15 protein-coding genes are annotated in these 16,775 nt (G+C 70.8%); 12 read left to right on the top strand and 3 right to left on the bottom strand.

Annotated features, from left to right (window positions below):
• The first annotated feature begins 49 nt into the window (after nt 1-49).
• The 5 genes from C469_RS15525 (at nt 50) to C469_RS15505 (ending at nt 4,127) form a co-directional block, all read left to right on the top strand.
• The gene (locus C469_RS15525; RefSeq protein ID WP_008008302.1) at nt 50-574 is read left to right on the top strand and encodes a transcription factor TFIIE subunit alpha; all 525 of its coding nucleotides are present in this window, start codon (nt 50-52) and stop codon (nt 572-574) included.
• Nucleotides 574-1,269, top strand: coding sequence for a DUF2110 family protein (locus C469_RS15520; RefSeq protein ID WP_008008300.1), 696 nt, complete (start codon nt 574-576; stop codon nt 1,267-1,269). Before C469_RS15525 ends, C469_RS15520 begins: the two co-directional genes overlap by 1 nt.
• 3 nt (nt 1,270-1,272) lie before the next feature.
• Nucleotides 1,273-2,046, top strand: coding sequence for a DUF5803 family protein (locus tag C469_RS15515; RefSeq protein WP_008008298.1), 774 nt, complete (start codon nt 1,273-1,275; stop codon nt 2,044-2,046).
• Nucleotides 2,047-2,084: 38 nt separating this feature from the next.
• Nucleotides 2,085-2,810 (top strand): competence/damage-inducible protein A, encoded by a 726-nt coding sequence (locus C469_RS15510; protein WP_008008296.1) that lies wholly within the window; start codon nt 2,085-2,087, stop codon nt 2,808-2,810.
• A 216-nt stretch (nt 2,811-3,026) separates the two neighbouring features.
• Nucleotides 3,027-4,127, top strand: a complete 1,101-nt coding sequence (locus tag C469_RS15505; protein ID WP_008008292.1) for an ATP-NAD kinase family protein — start codon at nt 3,027-3,029, stop codon at nt 4,125-4,127.
• A gap of 16 nt (nt 4,128-4,143) precedes the next feature.
• Here C469_RS15505 and C469_RS15500 read toward each other — a convergent pair whose 3' ends face one another.
• Nucleotides 4,144-4,338: a hypothetical protein gene (locus C469_RS15500; protein ID WP_049911479.1), complete on the bottom strand. Its 195-nt coding sequence runs from the start codon at nt 4,336-4,338 to the stop codon at nt 4,144-4,146.
• A 229-nt stretch (nt 4,339-4,567) separates the two neighbouring features.
• On the opposite strand from C469_RS15500, the gene C469_RS15495 reads away from it, so the two are divergent.
• The 3 genes from C469_RS15495 (at nt 4,568) to C469_RS15485 (ending at nt 7,749) form a co-directional block, all read left to right on the top strand.
• Nucleotides 4,568-6,790 (top strand): CDC48 family AAA ATPase, encoded by a 2,223-nt coding sequence (locus C469_RS15495; RefSeq protein ID WP_008008290.1) that lies wholly within the window; start codon nt 4,568-4,570, stop codon nt 6,788-6,790.
• A 68-nt stretch (nt 6,791-6,858) separates the two neighbouring features.
• A complete protein-coding gene (locus tag C469_RS15490) occupies nt 6,859-7,392 on the top strand; it encodes a DUF5815 family protein (RefSeq protein ID WP_008008287.1) in 534 nt (177 codons plus the stop codon).
• A gap of 141 nt (nt 7,393-7,533) precedes the next feature.
• Nucleotides 7,534-7,749, top strand: a complete 216-nt coding sequence (locus C469_RS15485; protein WP_008008286.1) for a hypothetical protein — start codon at nt 7,534-7,536, stop codon at nt 7,747-7,749.
• A 34-nt stretch (nt 7,750-7,783) separates the two neighbouring features.
• On the opposite strand, the gene C469_RS15480 is transcribed toward C469_RS15485, so the two are convergent.
• Nucleotides 7,784-8,821 carry a S66 family peptidase gene (locus C469_RS15480; protein WP_008008284.1) on the bottom strand — a complete coding sequence of 346 codons (1,038 nt, stop codon included), beginning with the start codon at nt 8,819-8,821 and terminating at the stop codon, nt 7,784-7,786.
• Nucleotides 8,822-8,979: 158 nt separating this feature from the next.
• On the opposite strand from C469_RS15480, the gene carB reads away from it, so the two are divergent.
• Nucleotides 8,980-12,204: a carbamoyl-phosphate synthase large subunit gene (gene carB / locus C469_RS15475; RefSeq protein ID WP_008008283.1), complete on the top strand. Its 3,225-nt coding sequence runs from the start codon at nt 8,980-8,982 to the stop codon at nt 12,202-12,204.
• A gap of 67 nt (nt 12,205-12,271) precedes the next feature.
• On the opposite strand, the gene C469_RS15470 is transcribed toward carB, so the two are convergent.
• Nucleotides 12,272-12,856, bottom strand: a complete 585-nt coding sequence (locus C469_RS15470; RefSeq protein WP_008008281.1) for a nitrous oxide reductase accessory protein NosL — start codon at nt 12,854-12,856, stop codon at nt 12,272-12,274.
• Between the two features lie 105 nt (nt 12,857-12,961).
• On the opposite strand from C469_RS15470, the gene C469_RS15465 reads away from it, so the two are divergent.
• From C469_RS15465 to C469_RS15455, 3 genes are read left to right on the top strand one after another with little or no spacing between them, the layout of a single operon-like run.
• Entirely contained in the window at nt 12,962-15,112 is a 2,151-nt protein-coding gene (locus tag C469_RS15465) for a NosD domain-containing protein (RefSeq protein ID WP_008008279.1), read from the top strand.
• Nucleotides 15,105-15,899, top strand: a complete 795-nt coding sequence (locus C469_RS15460) for an ABC transporter ATP-binding protein (protein ID WP_008008277.1) — start codon at nt 15,105-15,107, stop codon at nt 15,897-15,899. The genes C469_RS15465 and C469_RS15460 overlap by 8 nt, the downstream gene beginning before the upstream one ends.
• Nucleotides 15,896-16,759: a hypothetical protein gene (locus C469_RS15455; RefSeq protein ID WP_008008275.1), complete on the top strand. Its 864-nt coding sequence runs from the start codon at nt 15,896-15,898 to the stop codon at nt 16,757-16,759. The genes C469_RS15460 and C469_RS15455 overlap by 4 nt, the downstream gene beginning before the upstream one ends.
• Nucleotides 16,760-16,775 lie beyond the last annotated feature (16 nt).

The raw sequence follows: 16,775 nt of genomic DNA, 5'->3' as shown, positions 1-16,775 counted from the left end.
ACCGCTCCTTCCGGAGCTTTTAACCCGGTTCCTCCACCAGATCCACGTAATGGCTTTTGAGGATCTACTGAACGACCCCGTCATCCAGAAGTACCTCCACGAGCTGGTGGGGCCGACGGGGATGCCGGTCGCGGCCGCGCCGCCCGACGGCGAGGTCACCGACGAGGAGCTGGCGGAGGAGCTCGGACTGGAGCTCAACGACGTCCGACGCGCGCTGTTCATCCTGTACGAGAACGACCTCGCCACCTACCGCCGGGTGCGCGACGAGGACTCGGGATGGCTCACGTACCTCTGGACGTTCCACTACGACAACATCCCGGAGAACCTCGAAGAGGAGATGTACCGCCTGCTCGACGCCTTAGAGGAGCGGGAAGAGTACGAGCGTACTCACGAGTTCTACCTCTGTGAGGTGTGTTCGATCCGCTTCGAGTTCGGCGAGGCGATGGACTTCGGCTTCGAGTGCCCGGAGTGCGGCTCCCCGGTCGAGGCGATGGACAACGACCGGCTCCGCGAGGCGATGGGCCGGCGCGTCGATGAGCTCCGCGACGAGCTCAACGTGGACGTGACGGGCTGATGGTCGTCCTCGCAACCAAGTGCTACGTCGAGGGCGACGCCCGCGACCGCGCGCTCGACGGGATGAACTCGCTCGTCGCCAACGACGTGGGCGAGCTCGACGTCGACTGGCACGTCGGCGTCCGCGACGACGACTTCGTGCAGGTGGACGTGAGCGGCGAGGACGCCGAGGTCGCCCGCAACGTCCTCGCGGAGACGTGGGGCGAGATCGTCGCCCACGACGAGGGGCTGGCGGCCGGCGAGGAGTACGTCGGCACCCTCGAGTCGTGGGACGACGACGGCTTCGTGCTCGACGCCGGCGTCGAGGTGCAGATTCCGGCCGACGAGATCGGTCTCGGGAGAGGGTCGCCGGCGCAGGTCGTCGAGCGGTTCGGGCTGGTCCAGCACCTCTCCGTGCGCTTCGTCTACGGCGGCGACGTCGGCGACCCCGATTCGGAGCCGAGCCGGCTGGCGGACGCCGAGCGCGACCGCCTGTACGACTGGCAGCGCGGGGACGGGCGGCTCAACGTCAACTCGGCGACCCGCGGCGAGGTCCGGGCGACCGTGAACCGAGCGGGCCACGCGCAGGACATTATCACCGTCGAGCGACTGGGGCTCTTGGAACAGAGCGTCGTCTGCACCGAGGACACCGACCCGCCGGGGCTGTTGGCCGCGATCGGCTCGTACCTCCCGGCGGAGATGCGCTGCGTCGTCTGAGCCGTGAACCGACGCTTCGCACTCGCGGTCGCGGTCGTCGCGCTGCTGGCCGTCAGCGCCGGCTGTCTCACCTACGTCAACGACGGCGGCGACGTGGCGAACGGGACCCTCGACGCCGAGCCGCCGCACGAGTACGACTTCGACACCGAGCGCGACGCGTCGATCAACCTGTCGACGGGGACGCGGTACACCGCCGTGTACAACGTCTCCGGGGTCGACGAGATACGCTTCTACCGGCAGACCCCGTACACGGGCGATCAGCCCTTCGAGTTCGAGGCGTTCCGGTATCAGTCCCCCGACGGCGAGGTGCTGAACGGGACCGAGTTCCGCGCCCGCGGCGGCGAGGTCGAGCGCACCCCCGACGAGACGTGGGTCCGGTTCGGCGACGAGACGGAGGGCGGACGGCTGGCGATCTCCGCGTCCGGGTCGCCCCGCCGGTTCACCACGCTCACCTACATAGAGGGGTCGTACGCGGTGACGCTCCCGCCCGGCTTCAGCACCGAGTTCCCGATCGTCGGGCACGTCTCGCCGCGCGACCACGAGATCGAGACGGTCGACGGTCGCGACCGGATCACGTGGGACTCCGTCACGAGCGGGTCGGTCGTGGTCCAGTCGTACCGCGAGACGGACCTGCTCGTCTTCGGGGTCATCCTCGCGATCGCCGTGATCGCCGCGGTCGTCGGGACGGCGTACTTCCGGCGACAGCTGGAGGAGCTCCGCGAGCGGCGCCGGCAGATGGGGCTCGGCGTCTACGAGGACGACGACGACGAGGAGTAACTGGCGCCCTTTTTCAGTGCGCGACGCCTTGTGCGGGTATGGACGCCGCAATCGTCACCGTCGGGGACGAGCTCCTCGTCGGCGACACCGAGAACACGAACGCGACGTGGCTCTGCGGCCGACTCGACGACCGCGGCGTGACGGTCCGGCGCGTGACGGTCGTCCCGGACGAGGTCGCCGAGATCGCGCGCGTCGTCAACGAGTACCACGCCGAGTACGACGCCGTGCTCGTCACCGGCGGGCTCGGACCGACGCACGACGACGTGACGATGGAGGCGGTCGCGGCCGCGTTCGGTCGCGACCTCGCCGCCAACGAGGAGGCCGCTGACTGGCTCGCCGAGCGGGGGTACAGCGCGGAGGACCTGGTCGCCGAGACCACTCACCTCCCGGTCGGCTGTCGGCCGCTCGCGAACGAGGCCGGCGTCGCGCCCGGGGCCGTCGTCGAGTCCGTGTACGTCCTGCCGGGCGTCCCGGCGGAGATGGAGGCGATGTTCGAGACGGTCGCCGACGAGTTCGAGGGGACGCGGACCCACACCGTCGTCGTCGACGTCGACGAGCCGGAGAGCGAGCTGTTAGAGCGGTTCGCGGAGCTTCAGGAGGCGTTCGACGTGTCCGTCGGGTCGTATCCAGGCGAGAGCGTGCGGGTGAAGATCACGGCGGCGTCGGCCGACGAGGCGGCGCGCGCCGCCGAGTGGGTGCGGGAGCGGTCGGAGCTGGTCGATTCGGGGCTGGCCGATTCGGAGACGACCGATTCGGAGCGGTGAGAACGAGCGCGATCAGCGGTAGAGGTACGCGACCCACAGCGCGGTGATCACGAGGCTGGCGACGAGGACGGCGGTCGCGGTCGCGTCGATCGGGAGCGGCTCGACCGGAGCGGCTTCGAGGAGCATGGTTCGCGCTTGTCTTGGGGGCGTCTTAAACGTTGATCTTCGCGCGGCGAGACGCGTCCCGCTTAAGGGCTCGCCGCCGAAGAATCCGACATGCATGTCGGATTCGCGGTGAACCCGGTCGCCGGGATGGGCGGCCGCGTCGGGCTCAAGGGCACCGACGGGAAGGTGGCTGAGGCGGTCGCACGCGGCGCCGAACCCCGGGCGCCGGACCGGGCGCGGCGGGCGCTGGAGCGGCTCGCGGCGGTCGCGCCCGAGACGTGGGTCTCGACCGCGGCCGATCCGATGGGCGAGCGGCTGGTCCGCGAGGCGGGCTTCGAGCCGGTCCGCGCGGTCGACCCGTTCGACGGCGCGACGCCGGACCCCACGGAGACGACCGCGGAGCACACCGCGCGCGTCGTCGAGGCGTTCGTCGGCGGCGAGGACCCGGTGGACCTCGTCCTGTTCGTCGGCGGCGACGGCACGGCGACCGACGTGGCGACCGCGTTGGAACGGACGGGGTCCGAGGTCCCGATGCTCGGCGTTCCCGCCGGCGTGAAGGTGTACTCGTCCGTGTTCGCCGTCTCGCCCGAGGACGCCGCCGAGGTCGCCGCCTCCTTCTCCCGCACCGAGCGCCGCGAGGTGATGGACATCGACGAGGACGCCTACCGCGAGGGGGAGGTCAATCCGGAGCTCCGCGCGGTCGCGCACGTCCCGGTCGCCGACGACCTCCAGTCGTCGAAACAGACCGCGAGCGGGACCGTCGAGTCGCTGGCGGAGGGCGTCGCGGACGACATCCGAGAGCGCGAGGGCGAGGGCGTCACCTTCGTCCTCGGTCCGGGATCGACGGTCGGCGCGATCAAGGCGGAGCTGGGGTTCGAGCCCTCGCCGATCGGCGTCGACGTCTGGCGCGACGGCGAGGTGGTCGTCCGGGACGGCACCGAGCGGGAGATCCTCGACGCGCTCGGCGATGAGAACGTGATCGTCGTCTCCCCCATCGGCGGGCAGGGGTTCGTCTTCGGCCGCGGGAACCCGCAGCTGTCGCCGGCGGTGATCCGGCGCTGCGACCTGCGGATCGTCGCCTCGCGGACGAAGCTCGACGACGTGCGGGCGCTCCGGGTCGACACCGACGACCCCGACCTCGACGCGGAGCTTTCGGGCTGGGTGCGCGTTCGCGTCGGCAAGTTCGAGACGCGGATGATGAAGATCGTTTGACGCGGCTTCTCCGGACTCACGTCGACTGGTCGTCGCCCGCGACGGCAAAATAGACTTCGCCCACCACGATCGCGGCGGTCGCCGCGAGCGGAACGACGAGGACGCCGACGACCCCGAGCAGGTACAGCGCGACGCCGAGGAGCACGCCGGCGGCGAGGACCGCGAGCCGCGTGACGAGCATCCGCATCGGGTCGGAGAGGGAGTCTAACACGGACGGAGATGGTTTCCGAACGGATAAAAACCGACGGGCCGGCGCGCTCCGCGAAGACGGCGAAAACGCACCCATGCGACGGCGTTTTAAATACGGATGCCGTACCGTGCCATATGATGACACAGCTCGCCGCACCACACGGATCCCCCGAGGGATCCGGCGGCGTCGACAGGGGCAACAGGCTTATTCCCGAACCGAGAGGAGAGAGAGACATCCCCCGCGAGGAATCATGAACGAAGTCCAACTCGAAGTGGCGAAGGCGTACCCGAACGACTCGGGGCGCGGCATCGCCCGACTCGACCCCGACACGCTGTTGCACCTCAAGCTCTCGCCCGGCGACATCATCGAGATCGAGGGCGCGGAGACCACCGCCGCGAAGGTCTGGCGCGCCGACCGCCAGGACTGGAACACCGACACCGTCCGCGTCGACGGCTTCACCCGTCAGAACGCCGACGTGGGTATCGGCGAGCGCGTGACGATCCGGAAGGCGGAGGCCGAGAAGGCCGAGAAGCTCGTCTTGGCCCCGCCCGAGGAGGCGTCGGTCCAGTTCGGCTCCGACGCCGCCGGCATGGTGAAACGCCAGATCCTCAAGCGCCCGGTCGTCGAGCGCGACATCGTCCCCGTGATGTCGTCGACGAACCACCCGTTCATGCGGTCGCCCGGGCAGGCGATCCCGCTGATCGCGGTCGAGACCGAGCCCGACGGCGTCTGTCTGATCACCGAAGACACCGAAGTCGAGCTGCGTGAGGAGCCGATCTCCGGGTTCGAGAAGACCGGAGGCGGCATCACCTACGAGGACATCGGCGGGCTCCAGTCGGAGATCCAGCGCGTCCGCGAGATGGTCGAGCTGCCGATGAAACACCCGCAGATCTTCTCGAAGCTCGGGATCGAGCCGCCGCAGGGCGTCCTCTTACACGGCCCGCCGGGCACCGGGAAGACCCTGCTCGCGAAGGCCGTCGCCAACGAGACCTCGGCGTCGTTCTTCTCGATCGCCGGCCCGGAGATCATCTCGAAGTACTACGGCGAGTCCGAACAGCAGCTCCGGGAGATCTTCGAGGACGCGAAGGAGGAGTCGCCCTCGATCATCTTCATCGACGAACTCGACTCGATCGCGCCCAAACGGGAGGACGTGACCGGCGAGGTCGAGCGCCGCGTCGTCGCCCAGCTGCTGACGATGATGGACGGGCTCGAGACGCGCGGCCAGGTGGTCGTCATCGGGGCGACCAACCGCGTCGACAGCGTCGACCCCGCGCTCCGCCGCCCCGGACGCTTCGACCGCGAGATCGAGATCGGCGTCCCCGACGAGGTGGGCCGCAAGGAGATCCTCCAGATCCACACCCGCGGGATGCCGCTCTCTGACGACGTGAGCCTCGATCACCTCGCGGACGAGACCCACGGCTTCGTCGGCGCCGACATCGAGAGCCTCACGAAGGAGGCCGCGATGAAGGCGCTCCGGCGCTACCTCCCCGAGATCGACCTCGACGACGAGGAGGTCCCGCCGAGTCTGATCGACCGGATGATCGTCAAGCGCGACGACTTCTCCGGCGCGCTCACGGAGGTCGAGCCCTCCGCGATGCGCGAGGTGCTCGTCGAGCTCCCGAAGATATCCTGGGACGACGTGGGCGGGCTCAGCGAGGCCAAACAGCAGGTCCAAGAATCGGTGGAGTGGCCCCTCACGACCCCGGAGAAGTTCGACCGGATGGGCGTCGACGCCCCGAAGGGCGTGCTGCTGTACGGCCCCCCCGGCACCGGGAAGACGCTGATGGCGAAGGCGGTCGCCAACGAGACGAACGCGAACTTCATCTCGGTCAGGGGACCCCAGCTGCTCTCGAAGTGGGTCGGCGAGTCGGAGAAGGCGATCCGGCAGACTTTCCGGAAGGCCCGGCAGGTGAGCCCGACGATCATCTTCTTCGACGAGCTGGACAGCCTCGCGCCCTCGCGCGGGCAGGAGATGGGGAACAACGTCTCCGAGCGCGTCGTCAATCAGCTCCTCACCGAGCTCGACGGGTTAGAGGACATGGGCGACGTGATGGTGATCGGCGCCACCAACCGCCCCGACATGATCGACCCCGCGCTGCTCCGCTCCGGGCGGTTCGACCGGCTCGTGATGATCGGCCAGCCGGACCAGGGCGGCCGCGAGCAGATCCTCGACATCCACACCCAGGACACGCCGATCGCGCCCGACGTGAGCCTCCGCGAGATCGCCGAGATCACCGACGGCTACGTCGGATCCGACCTGGAGGGGATCGCTCGCGAGGCCGCCATCGAGGCGCTTCGCGACGACGACGACGCCGAGGAGGTCGAGATGAAGCACTTCCGGCGCGCGCTGGAGTCGGTGCGCCCCACGATCAACGACGACATCCTCGCGTACTACGAGGAGGTCGAAGAGCAGTTCAAGGGCGGCAGCGGCAACGCGATCCGCGACACCGGCGGCCGGATCGGGTTCCAGTAACGCTCGCGGCGTCGGGGGCGTCCGTCCCGTTCCGCGCCTTTTAACCCCGCCAGCGACCAACGGCGGGTATGTCCCAGCCGCGCGTCCCCGGCGGTGACGAGAACACGCTGGAGCTGCCCTGTGGGCAGACGATGGCGGCCGGCGAGCTGGACCTCGGCATGCGCGAGTTCGAGTGCGCCTGCGGCGAGACGCACGCGGTCGTGATGGATGTCCACCCGCCGGAACGGTTCCTCCCCGACTTCCTCGTCGAGGTGCTCCGCGAGGCGATCGAGACGACCAGCGAGGAGATGCCGGAGTTCGACACCCCGCACCTGCTCGGGGTCGTGTTAGAGGAGTTCCCGGAGGCCGTCGTCGCCTACGACGCCAGCGAGAACGCCGACGTGGGGTACGCGATGGCGTGGGTGACGGAGTTCGACTCCCGCCGGCTCCACGAGATCGTCGTCGAGCTCGTCGTCGAGCTGATGGAACACGCCGTGAGCCACGCCGACGACGACGACGCGCTCTCGGCGTTCGAAGCGGAGATGGTCGAGTTCGACGTGAGCGAGTTCGTCGACCAGTACCGCGCCGAGCGCGACCTCGAGGCCGAGGACCCCTACGCCTGACCGCGACCTTCGGTCTTTTAAAAGAGCTCCCCAGAAGCCGCTCAAACAGCCGAAAACGGCCGCCTCGGTCTCTCCTGTCAGACGTTCGTCCGACTCTTGTCTCACTGAACCCTATATATTCGGGGACCGTACGTAAGACGCATGAGCGCCGGCGAATACGACCGGTACGACCGGATCCGCGGGGTGCTCGCCGAGGCCGACGAGCCGCTGACGGCGCGGGAGATCCTCGCGCTCGCGGGGGAGTGCGAGGAGATCGACAGCCCGCACCGCGTCGCGACCGTGCTCGGCCGGTGGGCCGAGCGCGGCGAGGTCGAGGTGATCGCCGACCGGCCGTATCGGTACCGACTGGAGACCTGAGCGGGGAGGGCCCGCTGGAGACGGGTCCCCACGGTCAGCCCGGCCCGAACCGGAGCGAGCCGTCGGCCGGGTCGAGCGTCGCGACCGCGCCGAGCGGGAGCGGGAACGAGGGGTCGGTGTGGCCGAAGTCGTAGCCGAAGCCGGCGACCGCGTCCGGGGCGTATCGTTCGAGCTCGCGAGTGATCACGCCGCGCAGCTCGCCGGGGTATCCCTCGGGCTCCGGGTCCCACTCCAGCGTCGGCGCGTTCGTCCGTGGGCGCCCGACGAGGAGGGCGTCGAACCGCTCCAACAGCCCGCGCTCGCCCATCGCGCGGAGGGTGTAGCCGACCTCGCGCGGCGGCGGGACGTCCTCCGAGGTCTCCAGCGCGAGGACGGCGCCGTCCAGCCGGTCTGGATCGGGGAGGTACCGCGCCGCCTGGAGGTGCCACTTCACGATCGCGAAGGAGCCGCCCCAGACCCGGCCGCTGACCGGTTTCTCGGGGTCGGCCCGCGGGCCGACCCACGTCGTCGGACCCGGGTTGTCGCGCCACTCGCGCGGCTCGCCAGTCTCGAAATCGAACCAGTCGTCGGTCCACTCCGCGGCGAGCTCGACCCGGCCGAGCGACTCCTCGAATAGCGCGCGCCGGAGGTACCGCTCGGTGTAGGGGCGGAGCTCGGCGTCGCAGACGAGGTCCGGGTGGACGCCCAGCCCGTAGCTGACGATCCCGAGGTTCCAGAGGAACAGCCGGAGGTTGTCGTTGTCGCTGTAGCCGAGGAATCGGGTCGGGTTCGCCGCGAGCGCGTCGCCGTCGAGGTGTTTCAAGATCCGAATCTGGTCGTCGCCACCGGTGTACGCCATCACGGCGCCGACCTCGGGATCGACGAACGCGTCCTCGATGTCGGCCGCGCGCGCCGCGGGCGACGCCGGCTCGTCCCGTTCGGGCTCGGCCGTCGGGAACACCCGCGTCTCGACGCCGAGCGCGTCGAGCCGCTCGCGGCCGATCCGGAGCTTCGTCGCGTCGGGGGGCCGAGAGGGGGCCACGATCGCGAGCGATTGGTCGTCGCCGAGCGGTGAGGGCGTGGTGAACGCCATATTGACGGGCTGCGTCAGGCGTCCTGATAAATCGCCGGCACGCTTGGTACGGTGCCTCGTGAGTCATGAGACGACATACCTTGCGAAAATCGCAAACTCGCTGCGAGATTCGTATTCTATCGCCGACTTTATTACGATGAGCGTACTCCGTCGCGATAATGAGCGAGGACCGGACCATTCTACTCATCGGTAGCGGGCCGATCCAGATCGGACAGGCGGCCGAGTTCGACTACTCCGGCGCACAGGCGTGCCGCGCCCTCCAGGAGGAGGGCGCTCGCGTCGTCCTGGTGAACTCGAACCCGGCGACGATCATGACCGACCCCGAGACGGCCGACCGGGTGTACATCGAGCCGATCACGCCCGAGGCGATCTCAGAGGTCATCCGGATCGAGGAGCCCGACGGCGTCATCGCCGGGCTCGGCGGTCAGACCGGACTCAACGTCACCGCCGAGCTCGCCGAGGAGGGCATTCTCGAGGAGTACGACGTCGACGTGATGGGGACGCCGCTCGACACCATCTACGCGACGGAGGACCGCGACCTCTTCCGGCAGCGGATGGAGGGCCTCGGCCAGCCGGTGCCGAAGTCGACGACCATCTCGCTCGACGAGGGCGAGTCGGTCACCGACTTCGACGAGGCGGCCCTCCGCGAGCGCGTCCAAGCCGCGGTCGACTCGGTCGGCGGCCTTCCCGTCATCGCCCGGACGACGTACACGCTCGGCGGCTCCGGTTCCGGCGTCGTCGACGACTTCGAGGAGCTGGTCGAGCGCGTCCGCAAGGGGCTCCGCCTCTCGCGGAACAGCGAGGTGCTCGTCACCGAGTCCATCGCGGGCTGGGTCGAGCTCGAGTACGAGGTGATGCGGGACGCCGACGACTCCTGTATCATCATCTGCAACATGGAGAACATCGACCCGATGGGGATCCACACCGGCGAGTCGACGGTCGTCACCCCCTCGCAGGTCATCCCCGACGACGGGCACCAGGAGATGCGCGACGCGGCGCTCGAAGTCATTCGGGACCTCGGCATCCAGGGCGGCTGTAACATCCAGTTCGCGTGGCACGACGACGGCACGCCCGGCGGCGAGTACCGCGTGGTAGAAGTGAATCCCCGCGTCTCGCGCTCCTCCGCGCTCGCCTCGAAGGCGACCGGCTACCCGATCGCCCGCGTCACCGCGAAGGTCGCGCTCGGCAAGCGGCTCCACGAGATCGACAACGAGATCACCGGCGAGACGACCGCCGCCTTCGAGCCCGCCATCGACTACGTGGTGACGAAGGTGCCGCGGTGGCCCATCGACAAGTTCGACGACGTGGACTTCGAGCTCGGCACGGCGATGAAGTCGACGGGCGAGGCGATGTCCATCGGCCGGAACTTCGAGGAGAGCCTGCTGAAGTCGCTCCGCTCCTCCGAGTACGACCCGGCGGTCGACTGGGGCGCGGTCGGCGACGACGCCCTCGAGACCGAGTACCTCGAACGCCCGACGCCGGACCGGCCGTACGCCATCTTCGAGGCGTTCGACCGCGGCTACACCGTCGCGGACATCGAGGACCTGACCGGGATCAAGCCGTGGTACCTCGAGCGGTTCAAACGGGTCAGCGACTCCGCGCAGGCCGCCCAGAACGGCGAGTTCGCGCAGGCGGCCACCGCGGGCCACACGAACGCCGAGATCGCCGCGCTCGCCGGCGGCGGGACCGACGTCGACGCCGTCGAGACGGACGTGCCCGGCCGGACGTACAAGCAGGTCGACACCTGCGCCGGCGAGTTCGCCGCCGAGACACCGTACTACTACTCCGCGCGCCAGTCGGAGTTCGAGCGCGGACCCCTGAAGGGCGACGCCGCGGCGGGCGAGCTCGTCGTCGACAAGAGCGTCGACAGCGTGGTCGTCGTCGGCGGCGGCCCGATCCGGATCGGGCAGGGCGTCGAGTTCGACTACTGCTCGGTCCACGCGATCCAGGCGCTCCGCGAGCTCGGCATCGAGGCGCACGTCGTCAACAACAACCCCGAGACCGTCTCGACCGACTACGACACCTCCGACGGGCTCTTCTTCGACCCGATCACCGCCGAGGAGGTGGCCGACGTGGCCGAGGCGACCGGCGCCGACGGCGTGATGGTCCAGTTCGGCGGACAGACCTCGGTGAACATCGGCGAACCGCTCGAGGCTGAGCTCGAGCGCCGCGGGCTCGACTGCTCGATCCTGGGGACGAGCGTCGAGGCGATGGACCTCGCGGAGGACCGCGACCGCTTCAACGTCCTGATGGACGAGATGGGCGTCGCCCAGCCCGAGGGCGGCACCGCGACGAGCGAGGGCGAGGCGCTCGAGCTGGCCCACGACATCGGCTACCCCGTCCTCGTGCGCCCCTCCTACGTCCTCGGCGGGCGCGCGATGCGGGTCGTCGAGAACGACGCGGAGCTGGAGGAGTACATCGAGGAGGCGGTCCGGGTCTCGCCGGACAAACCCATCCTCGTCGACCAGTTCCTCGACGACGCGGTCGAACTGGACGTCGACGCCGTCGCGGACGGCGAGGACGTGCTGCTCGGCGGCGTGATGGAACACGTCGAGAGCGCGGGCGTCCACTCGGGCGACTCCGCCTGCATGATCCCGCCGCGCTCGCTCGACGACGAGACGCTCGGGCGGGTCCGCGAGGTCACCGAGGACATCGCCCGCGCGCTCGACACGGTCGGCCTGCTCAACGTCCAGCTCGCGGTGACGGGCGTCGGCGCCGACGACGCCGACAGCGAGGTGTACGTGTTGGAGGCGAACCCGCGCTCCTCGCGGACGGTCCCGTTCGTCTCGAAGGCGACGGGCGTCCCCATCGCGAAGCTCGCGGCCAAGGTGATGACGGACGACCTGACGCTCGCCGACCTCGACGTCGACGAGCAGATCCCGGAGCACCGCAGCGTGAAGGAGGTCGTCCTCCCGTTCGACCGCCTGCCGGGCTCGGACCCGCGGCTCGGCCCGGAGATGAAGTCGACCGGCGAAGTGATGGGCACCGCCCGCTCGTTCGGCAAGGCGTACGACAAGGCGCAGGACGCGACGAGCAAGCCGATCCCGGAGTCCGGCACCGCCGTCGTCGACCTCTCGGCCGACGAGTTCCCCGACCCGGACACCGAGGCGGGCGAGGCCCTCGTCGCGGGGTACGCCGAGCACTTCGAGCTGAGCGAGGCGACGGACCTGATCGAGGCCGCGAGGCGCGGCCAGATCGACCTCATCGTCTCGCGCCAGCGCGACTTGCTGGAGGTCGCCGTCGAAGAGGAGATCACCTACTTCTCGACGCACGCCTCCGCGAAGGCGGCCTTAGAGGCGATCGAGCACAAGGCCGACGACCTCGACGTGATGGCCGTCTCCGACCGGCCGAAGCGCGTCGAGAACTGGGGCGCGAGCGAGTAGGCGACCGTCGGTACTGCGGGACCGATTTATAAGCGATACGCGGCCCGGACGGGCCGCGCTCGGCTATTTATAACGCTTCCAGCGTCGACCGTTCCACCTCCTCCGCGGGCATCGGTTCGCCGCCGTACGCCTCGACGAACGCGTCGACGTCGCTCTCCTCGCCGAACGGGATCAGCTCGGGCCCCATGGCGCCGACGACCTCGCTGCGCGCGACGACGGTGAGGTCGGTCGTCCGCGAGAACGCGTCGCTCTCGACGTGCGAGGAGAACATCGTGTCGTCCCCCTCCTCGAACACCTCCTGCTCGACGAGCGAGTAGTCGGTGAGGAACGTCGCCAGCGGGGACCGCCCCGCGTCTGCCGCGTCGAACCGGTAGGTGTAGGTGCAGGTGCTGCTGCAGAACTGTCCCGGTCGCCCGCCCTCGGGCTCGTCGTCCTCGAAGTGGACCTGTCCGACCGGTCCCGGGTGGTCCTCGATGATCATGCCGCACTCGTCGCACGCGCGCTCGCCGTCGAGCGAGACTGGAGTGATCGACGCGCTCTCGTCGCCGAGACAGCCGGCGGCCGCGAGCGAGAGACCCGCGCCGACCCCGGCGAGGAGACCCCGACGCGACCAACTCGACCGCGATGTCGACGAGCGCTGGTGTTCGGTCATGAGCGATAGTTGCGTAACGACCGTCTTAGGCCCTCGGGACCGATTCAGACCGTCGTTCGAGGAACGAACCAGATCGGATAACCCCCGGGCGGTCGAACCGCCTCCGTGACGGTTTTCGACCCCTACGGCGATCCGTCTCGGGCGCTCCGGATCGCGCTCGGCGCGCTCCTCCTCGCCGCGGTCGTCGCGACGGCGGGGGCGTTCGCTGCCGACCCCGAGTCGGCCGCGCCCTCGCCCGTCGCCTACGACGACGCGGTCGAGCTCGGGCTCTCCTCCGAGACGGACGCGCTGATGGCCGGGTCGGCGCGGGTCCCGCGGACGCAGGTCTTCTACTCGCAGCTGCAGTACGTCGTCGGGTACAACGGCGTCGAGTCGTTCGCGGCGACGCTCGGGGACGGCCGGACCGAACGCCAGTTCGGCTACCCGATCGCCGCCTACGTCGAGACGTTCGACGACGCGCGGCCGGGGACGACCGAGACCGGGCTGTTCGAATCGACGTTCGCCGGCGAGTGGACGCCGGCCGCGGAGGCGGTCTACGTCGTCGGGAGCGACGCCCGGAGCCCGGCGGGCGAGACGGTCGTCCCGTTCCGCACGCGGGAGGCCGCCGAGGCGTTCGCCGCCGACCACGGCGGGCGGGCGGTCGGCTGGGAGGCGGTCCGGAGCCGGTCGTACGACACCGACTCGGCGGCGACGGTGCGCTCGATGGCTCCCGAGCGCTGGGACGCCGCCGACGAGCGGATCGCGGCCGCCGAGCGCCGCGCCGATCGACCGGTCTCGGTCGTCGTCGGGGAGGACGCGCCGACGGTCGAGGCGGCGGTCGCCGCCGCGCCGGCGAACACGACCGTCGTCGTGCCACCCGGGACCTACGAGGAGACCCTGACGGTGAACGAGTCGGTGACGATCGCCGGCGAGGACGCGCGGATCAGCGGCGACGGCGACGGGTCGGTGATCACGGTGCGTGCGCCGGACGTGGCGCTCACCGGGCTCTCGGTCGACGGGAGCGGGGGCCAGACGCGCGACCCGGAGGCGGCGCGCGAGGGGCGCGAGGGCGGTGGCGGAAGCGGCGAGTCGGACGCCGGCGAGGTGTGGGACACCAACATCCAGCTCGGCTACGGCCACGGCGACGCCGGGATCCGGGCGGTCGACGCGCCGGGACTCGTCGTCGACGACGTGACGGTCGAGGCGAACGCGAGCGGCCTGCTCCTCCGGGAGGGCTCTCACGCCGTCGTCCGAGGCCTCCGCGTCGACGGGACGGCCGAGTGGCAGGACGGCTTCATGGGGATCACGGGGATGCAGTCGCGGGTGACGGTGACCGACAGCAGGTTCGAGGGCGGCCGCGACGGGATCTACCTTCACCGCGCCGACGGCTCGGTCGTCCGGAACTCCACGTTCGCGGACAACCGCTACGGGACGCACCTCATGTACACGGGCGACGCGCTGCTCGCCGACAACGCGTTCCGGAACGAGCTGTTCGCGGGCATCACGGTGATGACGCGGCCGTCGGGCAACGCGATCGTCGGCAACGACGTGCGGAACTCCAGCGCGGGGGTGCAGGCCTCGGGCACCCGGACGTACGTCGGGTACAACACCCTCGTCGACAACGAGCTCGGCTTCTCGACCAGCTCGCGGGGGTCGCTGTACGAGCGCAACGTCGCCGCGGACAACGAGCTCGGGGCCCGCGCGACCACGGTCGTTCCGTCGAGCCGAGTCGTCGCGAACGACTTCGTCGGCAACGCGGAGCACGCGGCCGCCGGCGCGGGCGCGCTCCGAGTCTGGGCCGACGGCGACCGCGGGAACTACTGGGAAGGGGCGAACGTCGGGGTCCACGAGCCCGGGGAGCGAGCGTACCGGCCGACCTCCCCGGTCGACGGCGCGCTCCACCGCGAGGTCGCCGCCGTCGCCGTGCGCGAGTCGCCAGCCGTCGCCCTCCTCGATCGCCTCCGCGGGACCGTTCCTGGAGCGCGCTCGGGGAGCGTCATCGACCCGGCACCGGCGTCGGCACCGTACTCACCGGATCGGATCGACGCCGCGCTCGATCCGGGGGCGGGGGCGGTCCACGCCGACTGGCGCGCGGAACTGGACGGGCGGAGCGGGGACGGAGACGGGGACGCAGCCATGAACGCACGCGACCGCAACGCGACGAGCGGGGGTATCGATCCACGAGCGAAACGGAACGGTTCGACGACACCAGCGGCACCAGTGGCGCCAGCGACATCACCGACACCAGCCACGACGGAGGGCCCGGGCGATGCCTGACGAGCCCGTCGCGGCCCTCTCGGAGGTCACGCGGACGTACGGCGGCGTCCCGGTGCTCGAGTCGGTCTCGCTCGCGGTCGAGCCCGGCGTCACCGCCGTGATCGGTCCGAACGGGTCCGGGAAGTCGACCCTGCTCCGGGCGCTCGTCGGCGCGACGGAGCCGACCGCGGGCGAGGTCCGGCACCCCGGCGCGACCGGACCGAAGCCGATCGGCTACCTCCCGCAGCGGGTGCCGTTCCGCGAGGGGTTCACCGCTCGCGAGACGCTCGCGTTCTACGCGCGCCTCGTCGGCGACGACCCGGACGCGGCGCTGGAGCGGATCGGGCTCGGCGACGCCGGCGACCGGCGCGTGGAGGCGCTCTCGGGCGGGATGCGTCGCCTGCTCGGCATCGCGCAGGCGGTCCTCGGCGACCCCTCGCTTGTCGCCCTCGACGAGCCGGCGAGCGGCCTCGACCCGGGGATGCGCGAGCGCGCGTTCCGCGCGGCGACCGAGCTGGCCGACGGCGACACCGCCGTCGCGGTCTCCTCGCACGCGCTCGACCTCGTCGACGAGCACGCCGACCGGGTCGTGCTCCTCCGTCGCGGGGAGGTCGCCGCCGCGGGACCGCTCGACCGTCTGCTCGAGGAACGCGGCGCCGCCGACGCGCGGGAGCTGTACCGCGTCGTGGTCGGCGAAACGAGTGCGTCGGCTCCGGGAGAGGGCGATGGGGCGGGTGGCGACGAGGGCGAACGCGACGCCGGCGACGCGGAGCCGGGCGTTCACGTCACGGGGGTGTCGGACCGATGACCGGCCCGCTCACCGGGGTCGCGACCGTGTTCCGGCGCGAGCTCGCGACGGTGGTCCGGACCCCCGGCTACGGCGTGCTGGCGGTCGGCCTGCTCGCCGCCGTCGGCGGCCTCCTCGCGGCGGGCGGCGGGGGAGCGACCGGGTTCGTGCCGGCGGTCGTCGACCTGCTCCTCCCGACCGAGGCGCTCGTCCCGGTCGCCGCGGTGGTGTTGGGCTACCGCGCGCTGCTCGCCGACGGCGCGAGCGGCGAGCTCGCGGTGATCCGAACGTATCCGGTCCGCGTCGGCGAGTACGTCGCCGGGGTGTTGCTGGCCCGGACGGTCGCGCTCGTCGCCGTGGTCGGCGTCCCGTACGCCGTGGTCGGCGTCGGCGTCTGGCTGACCGCCGCGCCGGACACGGGGATCTTCGCGACGCACGCCGGCGTCGACTCGCCGCTCTTGTACCTCAGGTTCCTCGCGTTCGTCCTCCTCCTCGGCGCGGCGTACGTGTCGCTCGCGGCGGCGGTCTCGGCGCTCGCCGCGAGCCGCCGGAGCGCGATCGCGCTCGGCGCCCTCGCGCTGGTCGCGGGCGTGCTCGGCGGCGACCTCCTCCTGCTCCGCTCGCTCGGCGGCGGAGCGTCCTCGGCGACGATCCCGGGATCGCTCCCGCTGACGCCGAACGGGGCGTTCCGCGGCCTCGTCTTCGAACACGTGATCGGCGTCGCGTTCGCGCCCGAGGGCGACTTCGTTGCGACGGGTCGCGCGGTCGGCTCGCTCGTCGGCTGGACGCTCCTCGGCGCCGTCGTCGCGGGCGCGACGCTGGCGTACGGCCGCCGCGTCGACGCCGCTATCGAGCGCGTTCGAAGCGGGTTCGGCGGCTGAGACGGCGGTCGAGGTG

The sequence above is a fragment of the Halorubrum lipolyticum DSM 21995 genome, from assembly GCF_000337375.1.
Classification (GTDB): Archaea; Halobacteriota; Halobacteria; order Halobacteriales; family Haloferacaceae; genus Halorubrum; species Halorubrum lipolyticum.
Note: the sequence above shows the minus strand (reverse complement) of the source record. Positions and strands in the feature narration are given on the sequence as shown.

What these genes read in the sequence shown, in the direction of transcription:
- C469_RS15520 (WP_008008300.1), top strand. Translation starts at nt 574, where the DNA reads ATGGTCGTCCTCGCAACCAAGTGCTACGTCGAGGGCGACGCCCGCGAC.
- C469_RS15470 (WP_008008281.1), bottom strand. Translation starts at nt 12,856, where the DNA reads ATGACCGAACACCAGCGCTCGTCGACATCGCGGTCGAGTTGGTCGCGT.
- C469_RS15505 (WP_008008292.1), top strand. Translation starts at nt 3,027, where the DNA reads ATGCATGTCGGATTCGCGGTGAACCCGGTCGCCGGGATGGGCGGCCGC.
- C469_RS15480 (WP_008008284.1), bottom strand. Translation starts at nt 8,821, where the DNA reads ATGGCGTTCACCACGCCCTCACCGCTCGGCGACGACCAATCGCTCGCG.
- carB (WP_008008283.1), top strand. Translation starts at nt 8,980, where the DNA reads ATGAGCGAGGACCGGACCATTCTACTCATCGGTAGCGGGCCGATCCAG.
- C469_RS15490 (WP_008008287.1), top strand. Translation starts at nt 6,859, where the DNA reads ATGTCCCAGCCGCGCGTCCCCGGCGGTGACGAGAACACGCTGGAGCTG.
- C469_RS15485 (WP_008008286.1), top strand. Translation starts at nt 7,534, where the DNA reads ATGAGCGCCGGCGAATACGACCGGTACGACCGGATCCGCGGGGTGCTC.
- C469_RS15460 (WP_008008277.1), top strand. Translation starts at nt 15,105, where the DNA reads ATGCCTGACGAGCCCGTCGCGGCCCTCTCGGAGGTCACGCGGACGTAC.
- C469_RS15455 (WP_008008275.1), top strand. Translation starts at nt 15,896, where the DNA reads ATGACCGGCCCGCTCACCGGGGTCGCGACCGTGTTCCGGCGCGAGCTC.
- C469_RS15495 (WP_008008290.1), top strand. Translation starts at nt 4,568, where the DNA reads ATGAACGAAGTCCAACTCGAAGTGGCGAAGGCGTACCCGAACGACTCG.
- C469_RS15510 (WP_008008296.1), top strand. Translation starts at nt 2,085, where the DNA reads ATGGACGCCGCAATCGTCACCGTCGGGGACGAGCTCCTCGTCGGCGAC.
- C469_RS15525 (WP_008008302.1), top strand. Translation starts at nt 50, where the DNA reads ATGGCTTTTGAGGATCTACTGAACGACCCCGTCATCCAGAAGTACCTC.